Source organism: Acetobacter sacchari, assembly GCF_017377715.1.
Taxonomy (GTDB): domain Bacteria; phylum Pseudomonadota; class Alphaproteobacteria; order Acetobacterales; family Acetobacteraceae; genus Acetobacter; species Acetobacter sacchari.
The window spans coordinates 22,849-39,782 of sequence record NZ_JAFVMF010000008.1 but is presented as its reverse complement, the minus strand read 5'-3'; the positions used below and the strand labels follow the sequence as shown (position 1 = coordinate 39,782).

Here is a 16,934-nt window from a genome sequence, read left to right as displayed (position 1 = left end):
AAACTGGCTGACCTCGTTCTGGACGCTCGGCGCGACTGTTTTTCCGCAGCGGCACGACGCTAAAGCGCTGAGTCCGTGATCTGGAACAGCAGACGACACATACGCCGGTTTTACGGCGCGGATGCACGTCCCCTTCTCCAGACAAACTTTGACATATAATCCGATCACAGACCTGTCATATAAATAGCTGTTTAGTATTGCCCTCGCCGCTTCCGCCCCCCCACGACCAAGATCGCTTTAGTGTGCAGCCACGGGCCAATCGTCGCTCTATGGCCAAGGCATCAGGTTTGCCCTAACGTCGGCGCCGACGATGACCAACGACCCGAGCCACATCCCCGCCTCTGTCGGCGACAAGCAGGATGAGCGTCCGACCTGGACGGTCGAACAGAGCGGCGTCGATGCGATTCTCGTCGTCCGCGGGCACTGGACAATTGACGACGGCGCCGTGCTGGCGATTCCTGATCGGGCGCTGCCCGTAGCACCGTCGGGCGCTGGGCGGAGCGCCCCCACGCTGCATGTGAATGTGCGCGATCTTGGTCAGTGGGACTCATCGCTCGTCTCTTTCTTATGGACTACGAAACAGGCGGCCGCGAAAAGCGGGCTTAACTTCGACACTTCCTCTCTACCCGTCGAGGTCGCTCGCCTTTTCGCTCTCCTGCCCGCAGCGCCGACAGAGCCCGCGCCGCCATCGTCGAGGCAGCCGAATATACTCGCCGTCACCGGCGGCGCTGCGCTCGGGATGGTGGATGAGATTGGCGCCGTTGTGGAGCTTGGGGCCCAGACAGCGCAAGGGTCTTTGCGGGCTTTGGCCGGGCACGGCGGCATGCGGTTCCGCGATCTCATGGCGAATATTTTCGACGCCGGGCCTTCTGCTCTGATCATCGTTAGCGTCGTCAATTTTCTAATCGGCGCGATCCTTGCTTTCGTCGGCGCCGTGCAATTGAGTAAGTTTGCCGCTGACGCCTACGTCGCCAATCTGGTGGGCATCGCCTGCGTCCGCGAACTTTCAGCAGTGATGACGGCGATCATCATGGCTGGCCGCACCGGCGGCGCTTATGCCGCCCGTATATCGACGATGCTTGGCAACGAGGAGATCGACGCCTTGCGCGTGTTCGGCATCCCGATCTCGTCTTACATCCTGCTGCCTTCGGTCCTTTCGCTCATGCTTATGATGCCGCTCCTTTATCTATACGGATGCGTCGTCTCGATGATCGGCGGTTACGTCGTTTGCGCCGGGATGCTCCCTGACGTCACGGGAGCCGGCTACATTCATCAAATGCTTGGCGCGGTGAATGTGCAGCAGTTCGAATTCGGTTTCGCCAAATCCATTGTCTTCGCCGTCCTGATCGGACTTACGTCCTGCCGGATCGGCCTCAAGGCCGGACGCAGCGCCGCCGATGTTGGCTCGGCGGCGACGTCCGCCGTGGTGACCGGCATTGTCGGCGTCATCGCGCTGGACGCTATTTTCGCCGTTATTGCGGACGTCATCGGCATATGACCATTCACGTCGCCTCTGAAGCGCCGACCGACAGCGGCGTCCAGCACAAGGCGGGGAGCGAAACGCTTCTCTCGTTGCGCGATCTGACGATCGGCTATGGCTCGAAAATCATCCAGAAGAATATATCGATGGATGTAAAACGCGGCTCGATCTTCGCGATCATGGGCGGGTCCGGCTGCGGCAAGAGCACCGTGCTGCGCACGATGATCGGGCTGCTCCGCCCCCTTGCGGGCCGATATACGGTCGACGGCGATGATTACTGGTCGGGCCCTGACAGCCACCGCACTGCGCTCAACCGGCGTTTCGGCGTATTGTTCCAGAGCGGCGCGTTATGGAGCTCCATGACCGTCGGCGAGAATATCGCGCTACCGCTGGAGATGTTCACCAGACTCGACAAGGATATGATCCGTCGTCTGGTGGAATTGAAACTGGGGTTGGTCGGCATGTCTCATGCCATCGATCTATACCCTTCGGAAATTTCCGGCGGCATGGCCAAACGCGCCGGGCTGGCCCGCGCGATGGCTCTCGACCCAGACGTTCTGTTTTTCGACGAACCCTCGGCTGGCCTCGATCCGATCACTTCGGCGCGCCTGGACGACCTTATCCTGACGTTACGCGATGGGCTGGGCGCGACTATCGTGATCGTCAGTCACGAGTTGTCGAGCCTTTTCACGATCGCAGATGACGGGATCTTCCTCGACGCTCAGACGAAAATTCCCATCGCGCATGGCGCGCCAAGGGATTTGCGCGACCACTGCCAAGACCCGCAGGTGCACGCCTTCATGCACCGGGAAAACCCCACAGACCCCACGCCTCCCCCGACCGTCAGGAAGGACACGAACACGCATGGCTAAAGACGCAGGAATCGCGCGGCAGACAGTCGTCGGCGCATTCGTGATAGGCGGCGTGGCTCTTGGGCTCGCAGCGCTTGTCCTGTTCGGAGATCTTCGATTGTTTTCGACGAACAAGCGTGCGGTCGTCGTGTTTCAGGACTCCGTAAGCGGACTGTCCGTGGGGGCCCCCGTCACGTTTCGCGGCGTGCGGGTGGGCGCTGTCGAAAGCATAAAACTGCAATACGATCAGGCAGGGCGCGTCGCTTACATTCCAGTCGTGGTCACGCTGGACCCGAAGCAGATCCATGTGATGGACACGGCGCACGCTGGCGGCGAACCGCTTCAGCTCAAGGACGTCATCGCTCACGGGCTGCGAGCAGAACAGAACGTCCAGAGTTTCGTCACAGGATCATCGAATATCAACCTCGACTTCTATCCCGGTTCTCCCGAGCAACTGCATCCCAATGTCTCGAGCCTTCCGGAAATACCGACACATCTTTCGGCCATACAAAAAATCAAAGAAACCATCGGTGATCTTCCGCTAAAAGAATTGGCCACCAACACCAATGCGGCGGTTATCTCCATCCGTGATCTTGCCGAGAAGCTCGACACTGATATTCCTCCGCTTGTCACCGGCCTGAGACAAACTTCCGACCAGTCCCAGAAGACGCTCGACGCCGCAACACAGGCCATTACTGATCTGCGCGACCATCTCGACGTTACGCTCGCCAACGTCGATCACCTGCTCCGTTCGTCCGACGCCGAAATCCAGCAACGGGGCGCCGATCTGCATACGACGCTGGCCAGCGCGACACGCGCGACCGATCAGGCGCGAGCGACGCTGGAGAGCGTGCATGGCATGCTCGCGCCGCGTGGCGCAGAGCGCGACAACGTTGACGCAGCACTGCGCGACATCGCCGCCGCCGCCGCTTCGCTGCGCGGCTTTGCAACCGATGTCGAACGCAACCCGCAACTTCTTCTGATGGGACGCCGTCAATGACCGCCTCACCACCACGTCCCGCTCTCGCACCACTCCGCAAGCATTTCTTCAAAAAATATGTGTTTTTTGGAAATATGCTGTGCGCCGCAGCCTTGTGCGCGACGCTAGAGGGGTGCGCGTCGGCGGCGCTGCGGCTCTACACGCTTGACGCGCCCGCCATCCCGTCCGGAACCTCGGCGAACGCCAGCGCCGCCGTTGTGGAAATATCCCGTATCCGGCTGCCGGATTATCTCGATACGCAAAACATTGTCACACGTGACGGGCAGTTTGTCCGAACCAGCCCTAACGGCCGTTGGGCCGAGCGTCTCTCAAACGGGTTGACCGATCTTCTCGCCGCCAAAATTCGACAAGCCCGACCCGATCTCATCGTAACCGAAACGCCGCTGACAGGCGCGCCGACTTCGCGCCTTATGTTGGACATCACACGCTTCGACGTCTCCGCCTCCGGCGTAGCAACGCTCGACGCGCATTGGGCGATAGTGGGTGCGCAAGGCGACGCTTCCGCATCTACCGGACAGACAAGCCTGACAGCCAGCGGGCCGGTATCAAGCGACGCCGACGTTGTCTCGTTGATGAACAGGCTTTCAGCGCAGGCGTTCGACAAAGTTATTCAGAATTTGGCCACGATCCGCTAATCGCTGGGCCTATGTGCGGCCGTTACGTCAGCGTTCAACCAAAAGAAAATTTGCAAGCCCTGTTCGGCGCCAGGGGATCTGCGCCGGAGTGGCTTCCGTCCTGGAACATAGCGCCGACGCAACCCGCGCCAATCATTACGGCTGAAGCGGGCGGTATGCGGCGCCTGACGCTCATGCGTTGGGGGCTGGTGCCGTCATGGGCCAACGACATGTCCTTGCAACCTTTTAACGCACGCGCCGAAACCGTCGTGGAAAACGGCACATTTCGCGCCGCTTTCCGTAGCAGGCGCTGCCTTGTCCCCGCCGACGCCTATTACGAATGGGCGCGCGGAAAAACGCCGCGCCAGCCATGGGCTTTCGCCAGACCGGATGGCGCGCCAATGGCGCTTGCAGGCGTCTGGGACATGTGGGGCTGGGATGGGGATGTCCTGCGCAGTTTCGCAATCATCACTACGCCAGCAAATAATTTTGGCCGCACGATACATGAGCGCATGCCAGTCATTATCGCCCCTCGCGATTACACGACATGGCTCACCGCACCCGCGAAAACAGCCGCCACGCTGATGACGGCGCCGCCGGAAGACGCGCTGGTCCGTTGGGCGGTATCACGTCGGGTCAACAACGCCGTGTTGAACGACGCTGCTTTGCTGGAACGGCATCCGGCCTGACAACTCTCTGCCTAACCGACAAAGATACTCACCGGACCAGCGGACACGAACCTCCGCCGTCAACCGGCGCCGCCCAAGGTGAGACGGGATAGAACAATCCGACGCCGCGCCACTCCGGGATCACGCCCTGCCCCGCTCCGCGCGACTGTCCTTCCACTGCCCGAAAGCGACCCGAGCCGCCACCCCAACTGGCCAGAACCGGTGCAGGGGAATCGGCGATATCGGACGCGTCGGCAAAAGCACGTCATGCGCCGGAGTTCCGTCAATCCGTCGCGAGATCTCCCGCCCGAGCAGCGTCGCCATTGCGACGCCCCTGCCGTTGTAGCCAAGCGCTGCTATGACGCCGGGCGTCGGTTCATGCCAGTGCGGATAGTGGTCCCGGGTCATCGCCAACCGCCCGTTCCACCCATGCGTCCATTCGACACCATCGAGATTAGGCCACATGCGGAGCGCGAGTTCTCGCAAGAACGGAAACGCGTCAGGCCCACTCAGTGGGCGGGAGGCCGAGCGCCCTCCGACCAACAACCGTCCAGTGTCGTCAACACGGTAATATATCGTCACGTCCCCAAGTTCGTACAGAACCTCCCGCTGCGCGAGGATGGTCTGGGCCAGAGTCCTCCGCAACGGCTCAGTCGCCACGATGGCGCTGAACAGAGGAATTACGCTCTCTGCGAGTTCCGGCCAGAGACCGTCCGTATAACCGTTGGCGGCGAGCACGACATGCCCCGCGACGATAGCTCCTGTCGGCGTCCGCACACGCCAGGCCTCACCCGAGCGGGACAATCCGACGGCGCGTGAGTTGGAGTAGACTGCGGCGCCTTCCCCGATGGCGGCGGCGGCAAGCCCTCGCGTGTAGGCCAGCGGATTGATCTGCCCTCCCCGGCGGTCGATCATTCCGGCGACGTATCGCGATGTTCCCGTAAGAGCAGCCATCTCAGCAGCATTCAGCCACGCGACGTCGCCGCCGCGCGCCCTGCATTCGTCGGTCAACCGCTCCAGCCCCGGCAGTTGCGCCTGCCCGGTCGCAGCGCGGATCGTGCCGCCACGTGCGGGTGAACACTGGATGCTGTACCGGTCTATCAGGGCGAACACGAGATCCGGCGCGTTCCACGCTGCGACCGCGAGCCTGCGTCCGACCTCACGCCCGAAATCCCGCTCCACCTCCGAAGGAAGCGCCTTCAGGCCCGGATTGATCTGACCGCCATTCCGTCCCGACGCTCCCCACCCCGGTTCGGCAGAGTCGAGAACTGCGACGCGCCTTCCCGAGGCGGCGATATGCAGCGCGGCCGACAGGCCCGTGATTCCGGCCCCGATCACCGCCACGTCGACACGCGTTTCCCCGCTCAGTCTTTCGGTCACCGGTGGAGCCTGTGTCGTATCGACGTAAAGCGAGGCTGGCATAAGCGGTTGTTGCGCGAATTGCAGCCGTCGTCCGGTTTCCTGACGCGTCATGTTTGCCCGTTCATTTCCGTGCACAAGAACAGCGACGCAGCAGCAGCTTCGATGCGTCAGACCTTAGGGTGTTCGGGAAAGCCGCTTACGCCTCGGCGTACCCGAGGACCGCCTTGATCTCCAGAAAATCATGCAGGCCGTATTCGCTGTATTCAGGCCCGTTGCCCGACTGTTTGTACCCGCCGAAGGGCGCACTCGCCCGCCACGGGGCTCCATTGATATTGACGTTGCCCGCCCTAAGCAGTCGGGAGATGCGGCGAGCCTCCGTCAGATCCTCGCCCGCCTGGATATACGCGGCGAGGCCATACGGCGTGTCATTGGCGATCTTCACAGCTTCTTCGACGCTGTCGTAACCGATGATCGAAAGCACCGGCCCGAAGATCTCTTCCCGGGAAATGGTCATCTCCGGCCTGACGCGTCCAAAGACTGTCGGCCGCACGTAATACCCTTTCGTCAGCCCTTCAGGTCGGCCGACGCCGCCCGCGACAAGCGTTGCGCCTTCGTCGACGCCAGCCTGAATCAGCGCCTGAATCTTGTCGAACTGCACGTCGCTGACCACGGGACCGAGCATAGTGTCCGGGGCGTCCGGAGCGCCGACCACGATGGCGTCAGCAGCCTCCTTCGCCGCAGCCATCGCTTCGTCCATTGTTGCGGCCGGGACAAGCAGACGCGTGGGGGCGTTGCAGGACTGCCCGGAGTTACCGAAACATCTCTGCACGCCCTTCCTCACCGCTTCCTTGAGATCGGCGTCAGGCAGCACGATGTTGGGCGATTTACCGCCCAACTCCTGATGGACGCGCTTGACTGTCCGCGCAGCAGCCTCGGCCACTGCGATTCCTGCGCGTGTCGAACCTGTGAAGGAGACGATGCCGACATCAGGATGGGTGGAAAGCGCGGCGCCAACGCCCGGTCCGTCGCCGTTGACCATGTTGTATACGCCGGGCGGTAATCCTGCCTCGTCGACGATCTCGCTGAACAGCAGCGCACTGAGTGGAGCCACCTCGCTCGGCTTCAAAACCACCGTGCAGCCTGCTGCAAGAGCGGGCGCAACCTTGCAGGTGATCTGGTTCATCGGCCAGTTCCAGGGAGTGATCAGGCCTGCGACGCCAACCGGCTCGTGCGTGATGAGCATGTCGCCCTCGACACGATCGAACTCGTAAGCGCGCAACACGCGAATCATTTCGTTCAGGTGCGCAGCGCCGATCCCGGCCTGATCCGATTTCGCCATTGGCAGCGGTGCGCCCATCTCGGTCGAGATCGCGACCGCCATGTCGTCGATGCGGCGCAGATACACCGCAAGGATTCGCTCGAGCGCGTCGAGTCGCTCGTCCTTCGACGATTGCGACCACGTATCGAAAGCGCGTGCGGCGGCCTTGACCGCGCGATCAACGTCAGCCGCGCCACCGATAGAAATGGTGGCGCAGACCTCTTCTGTCGCCGGATTTATGACGTCGAGCGTTCGGGGCTCGATCGGGTCCACCCACACACCATCGATATAAAATTGCTTCGCGTGCGCCATCCGTAGAGCCCTCTGTGTTCCCGATACAGTGCGCCCATGGGGCCGCAGGACCAGTCACAGGTCAAGCCGCGAAAGCCGCGCCTGCGCGCCGTCGGGACGAGCCCACCGGAGCGCGACGGGGAGTCCGTGTCCCAAAAACAAGAATTTCATGGAACCGAACGGCGTTCAGAGACATGTATGTCTTATAGGCGCGACGCCAGTGCGCAGCGTCCTTTGTAGGTACTCACACGCCACGAGCGCCCCGCACGCTGACCGCCGAGAATGTCGCAGATTATCGTCGCGCCTCGTTTCAAACCTGACATCGATGGAGTTCGTTCCGGTGAGATATTTCCGCCCGCCTGCTCTGCTTGCCTTGACCCTTCTCGTCGCAAGCGCGCTTCCCATTGCGGCCCGCGCCGACGACAGCGCCGCGGTGCAGGGGATGCTCGACGCCTGTTACGCAGGCAGCGGTCCCTGCGTGATCGACCTGCAAGGAGCGACGAAGACGCTCGCCACCACGCTCAAGGTAGACCCGGAACTGGTGACGATCCGCGACGTGATCTTCCAATGCACGATGACGAGTGGAACGTGCCTCTACGTGTCGGAGGACGGCTATGTCGGAAAGGGGCGCGGCGGCGCTCATCGCCTGGAAGGCGTCGCGCTGATCGGCAACAAATCAGCCGACGGCATCACGATGAATTACACGGACTCCCAAAACTATAACATCGACGCTGGCATGTCGTTGTTCAACGTAAAGATTGCCGGCTTCAATCACGGGATCACGCTTGGGAACAACGTCTGGGGCGTGGACATGGTCAACGTGATCATCGGCGAAGGCAATATCGGCATCTACGCAGAACCCGGCACGCATAACTCAGGCGAACGCTCCGCGTTTATCGGCGGCACGATCTACAACAACGCCGTTGCGGGCGTGGACGAGGAATCCTCCTGCGAGATCGATTTTCAGGGCGTGAGTTTCGATTTCAACGCGCAGCAAATGATCCTCGCCGGTCCCACTTCGTTCACTGGCCATATCGAAAATCGGGATACTGGCGCAACCGAAATCGTTTTGAAGGCGTTGGAAGGCGTTCCCCCGGGGTCGATCTATATGAGCGCTGGTTCGACGATTACGGTTGATGAATGGAACGCGTCCGCCCCAAAACAGGCCTGCTACGTGCAAACCAGCCTGTCGGGCAACAATGTCGTGGTTCCTGCTACACTTTGGGGGTTTGGCGGCAAGCAGGGGGCGGTGTGCGGCCCCGGCACAGTCGTGACGTGGAATGGCGGGCCAGCGAATTTCCGGTAACGTATCCTGCCGTTTTCGGTAACGCACCCGGAAACGGCATCGTCACTCGAATAATTTTCGTCTGCCCGCCGCATCCATGTCTCCGCGAAACTCCCCTGAGGCTGAGCGTATAGGGCGGACAACAGGCACCGGTCCCAAATCTATTAATCGCCACGTTTTCATTGGTCATTTTAACCATTTGGAAACTCCCGCCCGTCATCCTGCACTGACGGCGACGGCATTCGATTTGCCAGGAAGAGCCGTCTTTTCCTTTAATTGAGGAAGGTGCAGGCGATGCGCGTGTTAGAGGCAGCCCGACTGGTCATCACTGGCAAACTGGATCCGGAAGTCCTGTGGCAGATGACCACACCCGCCGAGCGGGTCGCAATCGCCCTGCTCCTTGGACGTCCCGATCACCTGCCGCCGTCAGCCAACACACCGGTTTCGGCATGGAAAATCCTCGACGCTCGACACCGGGATTTGATCCTGAGACGCGCCCCCGCGCGCGTTGCAAAACGTCTTCCCGGCTACGTGGCGGGCAGTCGCCCCGCACAGCCTGTGTCCGTGGCACAGTAGAGGAACCACTATGCCAGACCACGGAAATTGCTCCTGAGCACAGCCGTGACGGGCTTCTCTATTCCTAGCCCCAAATTTAGTGGCTCAGAGCGTGCTTCAACCCCGCCGAACGCATCGGCTCACGACGGATTTGCTCCGAACAGACCAATATCGAGCCATTTGCCGGTGGAGTAGTTGAACCCCCTGACGCGGCCATATTCGATCGGCTTCACGCCGCTCGTCCCTATGCCTTCCTGAAACTGCGCTTCGTCTCGTCGCGAAACGAGCACCAGTCCACACGAGGGATTGCGTGCCAGCATCTCGCCGCCAGCACGTGCGCTACGCAATTCCACCTTGCCATGCATCAGGAAAACAAGACTGGGTTCCGAGAAGGAGCTGGAGACGACTTCAGTGTCCGGACATGGGCGATATTCGTCTGTTAGCTCCGCAAGACGCGGAGCCAGCCATATCGTATCCAGATGAGGCGCTACGCCCAGAAAAATCCCGCAATAGACGACCGCCGCGGCGCCCAACGACGTGATGGCCCCGCGCCAGACTTTGCCCAGCACAGTCAGCCTGACTGCGACCGCCAGAAGCGGCAGGCTTCCCGCCGCGGCGATCCAGGCGCTGAGAGGCGCGTGGCCTTCGAGAAACCACGACAGAGCGATCCCGGCAACGCTCAACGCCACGCCAACCAGAAGCCAGACCACGCCGTAAATACCGAGCAGGGCTTGCGTCCACCGTCGCGCAGGCCACGCCCGCCAGTTGTCGGGCGCAGAATGCAGCGCCGCCGCAGTCAGGATCGCGATAGCCGGATAGGTCGGCATGACATAGTGCGGCAGCTTTGTGGCGATCAGTTCGAACACCAGCCAATGGGGGAGGATCCAGCACAGGAGGAACCGGATGCGCCACGCTTTCCGCGACGCCCATACCACCGGAAGCGCAATGGCTGCGAACAGAGACCCTGGCCAGAAAGCCAGAGCGAACACCGCGAGATGGAAACCGGGCGGCGCCCCGTGAGCTTCCTGCCCATGGCCGATTTTACCCAGAAAATTCCGACCGACCGCGCGTTGGAAGAACTCGCCGTGACTGATCACATCAATGGCGACGCACCAAGGGACCACGACCGCGAGCATCGCGAGCCAACCCCAGGAAGGCCGCAACCGCCGCCATACCGAAGCGTCGCGCTCCAGAACCGCCATGACCAGCGGGGTTGCCAACCCGGGAATCAAGACAACCGGCCCCTTGAGCATCAGCCCGCACCCGAGCGCAAGCCAGTAAGCCAATGCCGTCCACAGTGGAGTCGACCGATCCCGGGAGCGGTCCATCAGCACGCGGAGCACCATTGTCTGCACGATCAGCACGACCAGCAGTAACGTGCTATCAATCGTCGCCATGCGACCTTCGGCTTCGACGAGGACGGAGCCCGCCAACAGCGCGCCGCCGAGCAGACCAACCGCCGGACCGAACATGATCGCCCCGATGCGCGCCGTAAGCGCGACCGCCCCGGTCATCGCCAACAGAGACGGAACGCGATAAGCCCAGACTTCCCGCTGCTTCAGAGTCCCTGAAAGCCAGACGGACGCGGCTTCAAGCCAGTAAATACCCGCAGGTTGCAAATAGCGCGGCTGATCCTGAAAGCGGACGTCAACGAAGTTGCCGGTCTCCAGCATCTGCGCCGTCGCCTGCATATACCGCGGCTCGTCTCGGTCGAAGGGGGGGATAGTCGACCGACCGGGCAGCAGCAGGACGAATGTGCAGAAAACGAGCGCGGCGATTTTCCCGACAGTCGATTTCGCTGCCGCGTTTAATCGGAGAATCGGTTTCAACATTCCCGCACGGAAACAGGCAGACGAGTGCGGTTACGGAGCCAGATGACACCGAGCAGGTCGCGCACGCCGACGACGGCCCGACCAAGATTGCTGTATTTCGACTGCCCGTGCAGGCGGGAGCGATGCCTTACAGGCACACAGACCAGCGAGACGCCATAAGATTGCAAAAGAGCGGGCAGAAAACGATGCAGCCCCTCAAATTGCGGTAGCGCCAGAAAGTCGGAGCGCAGAAAAAGCTTCATCGGCGCACCGGTGTCCGGACACCCATCGTTCAAAAGCCGCTTTCGCAAACCGTTAGCGAAGCGGGTCGCCAGCTTGCGCCAGATCGTGTCGCTGCGTCGGGGACGCACGCCAACCACGAGCGGGGGCCGCCCCTTTGCGGCGCTCGCCTCTGCATAAAGCGCCACGATGGCGGACGGATCATCCTGACCGTCTCCATCCATAGTCGCGATCCAACGCCCGCGCGCATTCCGGATTCCCGTGCGCAACGCCGAAGATTTACCGCACCGACGGTCATGAGACAGAATGCGGATATCGCCGAGGCCGTCGATTTTGCGCGCGGCGGCAATCGCTTCAATCGTGCCGTCGGTGCTTCCATCGTCAACGAAGATAATTTCGGATCGTGGGAAGTCGCGCCGCACGGTGGCGAGTTCCTGACACACTGCAGCGATGTTCTCGCGCTCGTTGAGAACCGCGATAACGACACTCAGCGCCGGAGGCCCGTCTTCTGCCTCAGCGGAGGGGCTTATGGCGCTGCCTTCAGCCAACGGAATACGACCGCTCAGGCCGCCCGCGCCGACAACGCGGCCGGAAGATCCTGAATGGCTTTATCGATCAGAGCCTCAGCAGAATTCCCGCCCACAGCCCCCTGGATAACGTCGCGGGCGCCGTCGAAAGCAGCATCTACCGCCGCAGCGCGGACTTCGCTGATCGCAGCCCGCTCAGCCGCCTCGATTCGGTCGCGGGCCATGCGCTCGCGACGACGAAGAGATTCTTCGGCTTCCTGCCGGGTCTTCTCGGCAAGCTGCTCGGCATGCAGGCGGGACTGCTCGATCAGAGCGCGGGCTTCGATCGTGGCCTGCTCGCGCTCACGCGTTGCGTCTTCGAGCATCTGCTCGGCTTCACGGCGCAGGCGCGCCGCCTCGTCGAGATCCGCCCGGATGCGATCCGCGCGGCTGTCGAGAAGAGCGGCGAGAGGCGTCCAGACTTTCCGGCCGAAAATTACGAAGAACAGAATGAACGAAACCGAGAACCAGAAACCAGCCTCGTGAAACAGATTGGACACTGGCGCTATCTCCTCGTCAGACGCAAAGCCGGGTCTGGACGCTAATCAGAAATCAGTGGGCCGCCTGGGCCGTGGCGCGTGCGACGGCGGCTTCCACGACTGCACGATCAGCGCGCGCGCCGATGAGACGCTCGACGAGCGATTCAGCGACGTCGACGGCGATCGGACGGAGCGACTGAAGCGCACGCTCACGTTCAGCCACAACCCCCGCTTCGGCGCGAGCAATCTCGTCGTCGAGACGCTCAGTTATCTCGGCAAGCTTCGCGGCCGCAGACGCACGCTCGTGCTCCAGCACTGCGTCAAGATGAGCCTGGGCTTCCGCCGCAGCAGCTTTTTTGGTCTCGCGCAGTTCAAGCACCGCCTTATCGGCTTCCGCCTTGGCTGCGCGCGCCTGATCGAGATCCCCGGCGATACGTTCGCTGCGGTTTTGCAGCACGGCATCGACCTTGGGCAAGGCCCAGCCACGCAGGGCGAGGTAGAAGAAGAGGAAGACAACGCCGCCCCACACCACCTGACCAGTGACGAGAGGGTTGTTGAAATCCAGCTGCGGCATGCCCGCAGCGTGCGCTTCCGGCGCCGCCGCCAGAAGAAGCGGGGCGCAGGACGCCCCTGCGAGAACGACGCGGCGGAAAGAAGTCACCGACAAGCGCACGCGACCTACTCCTGTTTCAGACGAACAGGATAAGGAAAGCGATGAGCAGGGCGAAGAGAGCGACCGCTTCTGTCAGAGCGAAGCCGAGCATGCCGAGACCGAACACGTGCGGACGCGAAGCCGGGTTGCGGGCGATGCTGCTGACCAGCGTCGAGAAGATGTTGCCCAGGCCGATGCCTACGCCGGCAAGAGCGATAACGGCGATACCGGCGCCAATTTCACGGGCAGCAGCGATGTCCATGTCTGGTTCTTCCTTGTGTGACGAAAACGTTGAACGACGAGAATGGCCGCCTCAGTGAGCGACCGCCTCCCGCAGATAGATGCAGGTCAGGATGGCGAACACATACGCCTGGAGAACGCCGACCAGCAATTCCAACCCCATCAGCGCGACGTTGATCACGAGAGGGCCCACCGCAAGAACGTCGCCCACGAAGCCAAGTCCGGCCAGCATGATGACGAAGCTTGCGAAGATATCGAACATCACGTGACCGGCGACCATGTTGGCGAACAACCGAATGGACAGGCTCACGGGACGGGAAAGAAACGAGAGGATCTCGATCGGCACCAGCAGGGGCGCGAGAGCGACAGGGGCTCCGGCCGGCATGAAATGCGCGAAGAACTTCAACCCCTGCACCTTCAGCGACACGATGATCGCAACCAGAAAGACCATCATCGCAAGCGCGAAGGTGACGGCGATATGACTGGTGAAGGTGAACGAGAAGGGAAGAAGACCGAGATAGTTACCGGCAAGAATGAAGAAGAAGAGAGCGAAGATAAACGGAAAGAACGCAACGCCTTCCGGACCGATCGTATCGACAGCCAGATTACGCACGAATTCGTAGCATATTTCCGCCGCAGCCTGAAAACGGCCCGGCACAACGGCCTTCGGCTTCATCCCGTAATAGAGGAACGCAAGAACCAGACAGACAGCCACAGCCATGTAGATCGGCGACTGGCTCAGGCGCAGGGCCTGACCAAGACCGCCGATAACCGGGTGCAGCTCGAACTGACCGAGAACGTCTATGCTTGAACCGCCCGCCAAAACTCTTCTCCACGACCGCGAGGATCGATCAGGATTTTCCGAGATCGTCCGGCGGCTTCACCAGCCTCCAGACGTTCACCACGCCGGCAGCCCCACCGAGAAGCGCGAATACGACAAGGAACAGAGCGCGGAAATGGAGCCATCGGTCCAGTCCCCACCCGAGCAGCACACCCACCAGAAGCCCGCCGACCATTTCGGTCCCGGCTCTCGCAGCCATGGCCATCAGCGATTTGTCCTCGCGGTCAGGCCCGGCTTCAACGACCGGCTTTCCATGGCGCGTTTCCGCAGCCCGGAGACGTTCTTCGAAGGAAGTCTTGTCCTCGTCCATTCGCACCTCAAGACCGGGTGCAGGCGCTTGCTAACGATATGGCAATGCGCTGTCAAGCAATCGGACATGTCTGAAACGCGACCCGAGCTTTCTGGCTCCGTTATTTTTTCAAAAGCCCCATTCGCCGACGATGTCGCGGCACCGTCGCACATCCACACCCGTCCGCAGAGGGTCGTCCGTTTTTGTTTTTTTTATGACACAGCCGCATCAAAACAAGACACAGTGCCCCGTCACTGGCGGTCGGGCGGCGTGCGCGCCCGGCTACGCGCCAAATAAGCCGGAGCACGCTCATGATCAGACTTACCCGCATGGCGCCGTCGCTATGAGCGCGGCAAACGCCAATTCCGTCGTTTCAAGCGGCGCGAGCGTCGCGGTTGACAACGACGCCTACCTCATCTCGTCCACGGTGATGAACGGCGGCGCGTTAACCGTCGCCGGAGCCACAATCAGCGGTCAAGTGTACGGAACCGAGACCGTGATCAGCGGCGGCATGGCAATCGGCTCGACCATCAACGGCGGCCAGGAGACTGTTTCCAGCGGCGGACGCTCTCTGGACGCTGTCATTCTGGCCGGCGCGCAGTCCGTCGAAGGCGGGGTCGTCAGCGGCGCGACGGTGTTGGGCGCCGATTACTACTCCACCGTAGGATCAGACACTTACGGAAACGCGCTGCAAACCGTCGCCTCCGGAGGCGTCGCCATTGCGACCACTCTGTCGACGGGCGTCGCAACAAATGCACAGGGCCTTGTCACCTATCACACGGCCGCCCAGATCGTCGGCGCCGGGGGCGTTGCTATCGACACTGTTTTAAATGGAGGCCTCTCCGCGCAGTTCCAGTTGATGAACACGTGGTGGGAAGCAGGACTTGCGACCGAAACAGTGCTTGCCGGCGGAACTGCGATTCGAACCGTCGCCAACGTCGGCGGTGCGATCGACGTGCACGCGGGCGGCACTGCATCGGACACGTCGTTGGGCGGTGGGTCGTTAACGCTGGAGGCTGACGCGACGTATGAAGGGACCGTCACCTTTCGGCCGGTCGCAGTGCCACCGAACGGCGGACAAACGGGGCCTTACACTTCCGGATCGACGCTGACGGCCACGATTTCGCAAATCTCCGCAATGACGATCGTGGGCTTTAACGTCATCGGGTCTGTTTATTACGCCGATCAGGCGCTCAAGCCCCTCGCCGGAGACACAATCAACCGCATTATTGTCTCCGACCTTACTTTCGCAGGCTCATATGGCGAAATCGACCAGGGCGAGATCGGGCCGGACGGCACGCTTACGGTTATCGAAGGCGACGCGCGCGCGACGTTGCATCTGTCGGGCGCCTTCGGGTCCGAGTTTTATTTCCAGAGAGCCCCCGATGGCGGCACCGAAATTACCTACGGCGTCCCATGCTACTGCCCCGGGACACTGATCGCGACGCCCGATGGCGACAGACCCGTGGAGGGACTGGCCATTGGCGACCTCGTGCTCACGGCGTCCGGCGCGTCGAGGCCGATCCGCTGGATCGGACGCCGTTCTTATAACGGCCGCTTCGCCGCCGGAAACCCGGACATCATGCCGGTCGTCATTCGGGCTGGCGCTCTGGGCGAGGGCCTCCCCAAGCGTGATCTCACTGTATCGCCGCTGCATGCCATGGCGGTGGAAGGCTGGCTCATCCCCGCCCGCCTTCTGCTCAACGGCCGATCCATCGCCCAACAAAGCCGCCTCGCTCAAGTGGATTACATTCATATTGAGTTGGAAACGCACGACCTGCTGCTGGCTGAAGGCGCTCCATCGGAAACCTTCATCGACGACGGCAGCCGCGCCATGTTCCACAACGCAGTCGAATTCGAGCAGCTTTATCCTCCCGTGAAGGGTGAGACGGCTGAGACGCGATTCTGTCTGCCGCGTATCGAGGACGGGCCGGCGCTCGAAGCCATTCGCGCTCGACTGAGCCTCATTGCTGCGAAGCAAACCGACCGCCGGACGGTGGCTGGATATGTCGATGTGGCTACAGACGGGGTGATCGCCGGATGGGCGCGGTCGCAGCGCCAGCCCGGAACGCCGGTGGAATTGGTGATACGCCGGGGAGGCGTCGAAGTGGGCCGCGTTGTCGCAGACCGGGGACGCGCCGATCTGGACGCCCTCCCTCATTACTCTGGCGCCTATGGATTCGAATTCCGGCCCGACGGTGAGATCGATATCGCGGGTCTGACCGTGCATGAAGCATCGAGCGGTGTGCGGCTGCGCCTTTCCGGCGCCCCGGAGAGACGCGGCGCGGTGTGACGCCTGGGCGCGGCGGGTCTATTTGCCGCGTTTCGCCGCGCCGCAGCGGGACCTCATCAATCGCAGACGACGTGCAGTAGGGAAATATTCAGGATCTTC

General features: G+C 61.8%; 17 protein-coding genes. 8 read left to right on the top strand and 9 right to left on the bottom strand.

Features of this window, described 5'->3' with window-relative positions; genetic code table 11:
- Positions 1–310: 310 nt before the first annotated feature.
- Genes J2D73_RS08520 through J2D73_RS08500 form a run of 5 tightly spaced genes read left to right on the top strand, consistent with a single transcriptional unit; the run spans position 311 to position 4,634 of the window.
- Positions 311–1,498 carry an MlaE family ABC transporter permease gene (locus tag J2D73_RS08520; RefSeq protein ID WP_207881175.1) on the top strand — a complete coding sequence of 396 codons (1,188 nt, stop codon included), beginning with the start codon at positions 311–313 and terminating at the stop codon, positions 1,496–1,498.
- Complete coding sequence (locus tag J2D73_RS08515; protein ID WP_207881174.1) at positions 1,495–2,352, top strand: ABC transporter ATP-binding protein; 858 nt, start codon at positions 1,495–1,497, stop codon at positions 2,350–2,352. The genes J2D73_RS08520 and J2D73_RS08515 overlap by 4 nt, the downstream gene beginning before the upstream one ends.
- Entirely contained in the window at positions 2,345–3,331 is a 987-nt protein-coding gene (locus J2D73_RS08510; RefSeq protein WP_207881173.1) for an MlaD family protein, read from the top strand. The genes J2D73_RS08515 and J2D73_RS08510 overlap by 8 nt, the downstream gene beginning before the upstream one ends.
- Positions 3,328–3,966, top strand: a complete 639-nt coding sequence (locus J2D73_RS08505; protein ID WP_207881172.1) for a PqiC family protein — start codon at positions 3,328–3,330, stop codon at positions 3,964–3,966. The genes J2D73_RS08510 and J2D73_RS08505 overlap by 4 nt, the downstream gene beginning before the upstream one ends.
- An 11-nt stretch (positions 3,967–3,977) precedes the next feature.
- Positions 3,978–4,634: an SOS response-associated peptidase gene (locus J2D73_RS08500; protein WP_207881171.1), complete on the top strand. Its 657-nt coding sequence runs from the start codon at positions 3,978–3,980 to the stop codon at positions 4,632–4,634.
- A 120-nt stretch (positions 4,635–4,754) separates the two neighbouring features.
- Here J2D73_RS08500 and J2D73_RS08495 read toward each other — a convergent pair whose 3' ends face one another.
- A complete protein-coding gene (locus tag J2D73_RS08495; RefSeq protein ID WP_243429796.1) occupies positions 4,755–6,086 on the bottom strand; it encodes an NAD(P)/FAD-dependent oxidoreductase in 1,332 nt (443 codons plus the stop codon).
- 85 nt (positions 6,087–6,171) lie between these two features.
- A complete protein-coding gene (locus J2D73_RS08490) occupies positions 6,172–7,605 on the bottom strand; it encodes an aldehyde dehydrogenase family protein (RefSeq protein WP_207881170.1) in 1,434 nt (477 codons plus the stop codon).
- A gap of 319 nt (positions 7,606–7,924) precedes the next feature.
- On the opposite strand from J2D73_RS08490, the gene J2D73_RS08485 reads away from it, so the two are divergent.
- Both J2D73_RS08485 and J2D73_RS08480 read left to right on the top strand, forming a co-directional pair.
- Entirely contained in the window at positions 7,925–8,890 is a 966-nt protein-coding gene (locus J2D73_RS08485) for a hypothetical protein (protein WP_207881169.1), read from the top strand.
- Between the two features lie 273 nt (positions 8,891–9,163).
- Positions 9,164–9,445, top strand: a complete 282-nt coding sequence (locus J2D73_RS08480; RefSeq protein WP_207881168.1) for a hypothetical protein — start codon at positions 9,164–9,166, stop codon at positions 9,443–9,445.
- A 119-nt stretch (positions 9,446–9,564) separates the two neighbouring features.
- Here the strand turns inward: J2D73_RS08480 and J2D73_RS08475 are convergent, their stop codons facing one another.
- The 7 genes from J2D73_RS08475 to J2D73_RS08445 form a co-directional block, all read right to left on the bottom strand.
- On the bottom strand, positions 9,565–11,115 hold the full coding sequence (locus tag J2D73_RS08475; protein WP_243429795.1) for an ArnT family glycosyltransferase: 1,551 nt from the start codon (positions 11,113–11,115) through the stop codon (positions 9,565–9,567).
- 134 nt (positions 11,116–11,249) lie between these two features.
- On the bottom strand, positions 11,250–12,023 hold the full coding sequence (locus J2D73_RS08470) for a glycosyltransferase family 2 protein (protein WP_243429794.1): 774 nt from the start codon (positions 12,021–12,023) through the stop codon (positions 11,250–11,252).
- A 14-nt stretch (positions 12,024–12,037) separates the two neighbouring features.
- Positions 12,038–12,532, bottom strand: coding sequence for a F0F1 ATP synthase subunit B family protein (locus J2D73_RS08465; RefSeq protein WP_207881282.1), 495 nt, complete (start codon positions 12,530–12,532; stop codon positions 12,038–12,040).
- 61 nt (positions 12,533–12,593) lie between these two features.
- Complete coding sequence (locus tag J2D73_RS08460; protein WP_341535059.1) at positions 12,594–13,181, bottom strand: F0F1 ATP synthase subunit B family protein; 588 nt, start codon at positions 13,179–13,181, stop codon at positions 12,594–12,596.
- A gap of 28 nt (positions 13,182–13,209) precedes the next feature.
- Entirely contained in the window at positions 13,210–13,434 is a 225-nt protein-coding gene (locus J2D73_RS08455) for an ATP synthase subunit C family protein (protein WP_026397781.1), read from the bottom strand.
- A 51-nt stretch (positions 13,435–13,485) separates the two neighbouring features.
- Positions 13,486–14,235 carry a F0F1 ATP synthase subunit A gene (locus J2D73_RS08450; RefSeq protein ID WP_207881166.1) on the bottom strand — a complete coding sequence of 250 codons (750 nt, stop codon included), beginning with the start codon at positions 14,233–14,235 and terminating at the stop codon, positions 13,486–13,488.
- Between the two features lie 28 nt (positions 14,236–14,263).
- Positions 14,264–14,563: an AtpZ/AtpI family protein gene (locus tag J2D73_RS08445; protein WP_026397783.1), complete on the bottom strand. Its 300-nt coding sequence runs from the start codon at positions 14,561–14,563 to the stop codon at positions 14,264–14,266.
- Positions 14,564–14,885: 322 nt separating this feature from the next.
- Here J2D73_RS08445 and J2D73_RS08440 point away from each other — a divergent pair, with 322 nt between their 5' ends.
- Positions 14,886–16,835, top strand: coding sequence for a Hint domain-containing protein (locus tag J2D73_RS08440; RefSeq protein ID WP_207881165.1), 1,950 nt, complete (start codon positions 14,886–14,888; stop codon positions 16,833–16,835).
- Positions 16,836–16,934: the final 99 nt, after the last annotated feature.

Coding starts and splice junctions, on each gene's coding strand:
- J2D73_RS08455 (WP_026397781.1), bottom strand. CDS start 13,434: ATGGACATCGCTGCTGCCCGTGAAATTGGCGCCGGTATCGCCGTTATC.
- J2D73_RS08505 (WP_207881172.1), top strand. CDS start 3,328: ATGACCGCCTCACCACCACGTCCCGCTCTCGCACCACTCCGCAAGCAT.
- J2D73_RS08490 (WP_207881170.1), bottom strand. CDS start 7,605: ATGGCGCACGCGAAGCAATTTTATATCGATGGTGTGTGGGTGGACCCG.
- J2D73_RS08475 (WP_243429795.1), bottom strand. CDS start 11,115: ATGCAGGCGACGGCGCAGATGCTGGAGACCGGCAACTTCGTTGACGTC.
- J2D73_RS08440 (WP_207881165.1), top strand. CDS start 14,886: ATGAGCGCGGCAAACGCCAATTCCGTCGTTTCAAGCGGCGCGAGCGTC.
- J2D73_RS08520 (WP_207881175.1), top strand. CDS start 311: ATGACCAACGACCCGAGCCACATCCCCGCCTCTGTCGGCGACAAGCAG.
- J2D73_RS08510 (WP_207881173.1), top strand. CDS start 2,345: ATGGCTAAAGACGCAGGAATCGCGCGGCAGACAGTCGTCGGCGCATTC.
- J2D73_RS08515 (WP_207881174.1), top strand. CDS start 1,495: ATGACCATTCACGTCGCCTCTGAAGCGCCGACCGACAGCGGCGTCCAG.
- J2D73_RS08495 (WP_243429796.1), bottom strand. CDS start 6,086: ATGACGCGTCAGGAAACCGGACGACGGCTGCAATTCGCGCAACAACCG.
- J2D73_RS08480 (WP_207881168.1), top strand. CDS start 9,164: ATGCGCGTGTTAGAGGCAGCCCGACTGGTCATCACTGGCAAACTGGAT.
- J2D73_RS08500 (WP_207881171.1), top strand. CDS start 3,978: ATGTGCGGCCGTTACGTCAGCGTTCAACCAAAAGAAAATTTGCAAGCC.
- J2D73_RS08445 (WP_026397783.1), bottom strand. CDS start 14,563: ATGGACGAGGACAAGACTTCCTTCGAAGAACGTCTCCGGGCTGCGGAA.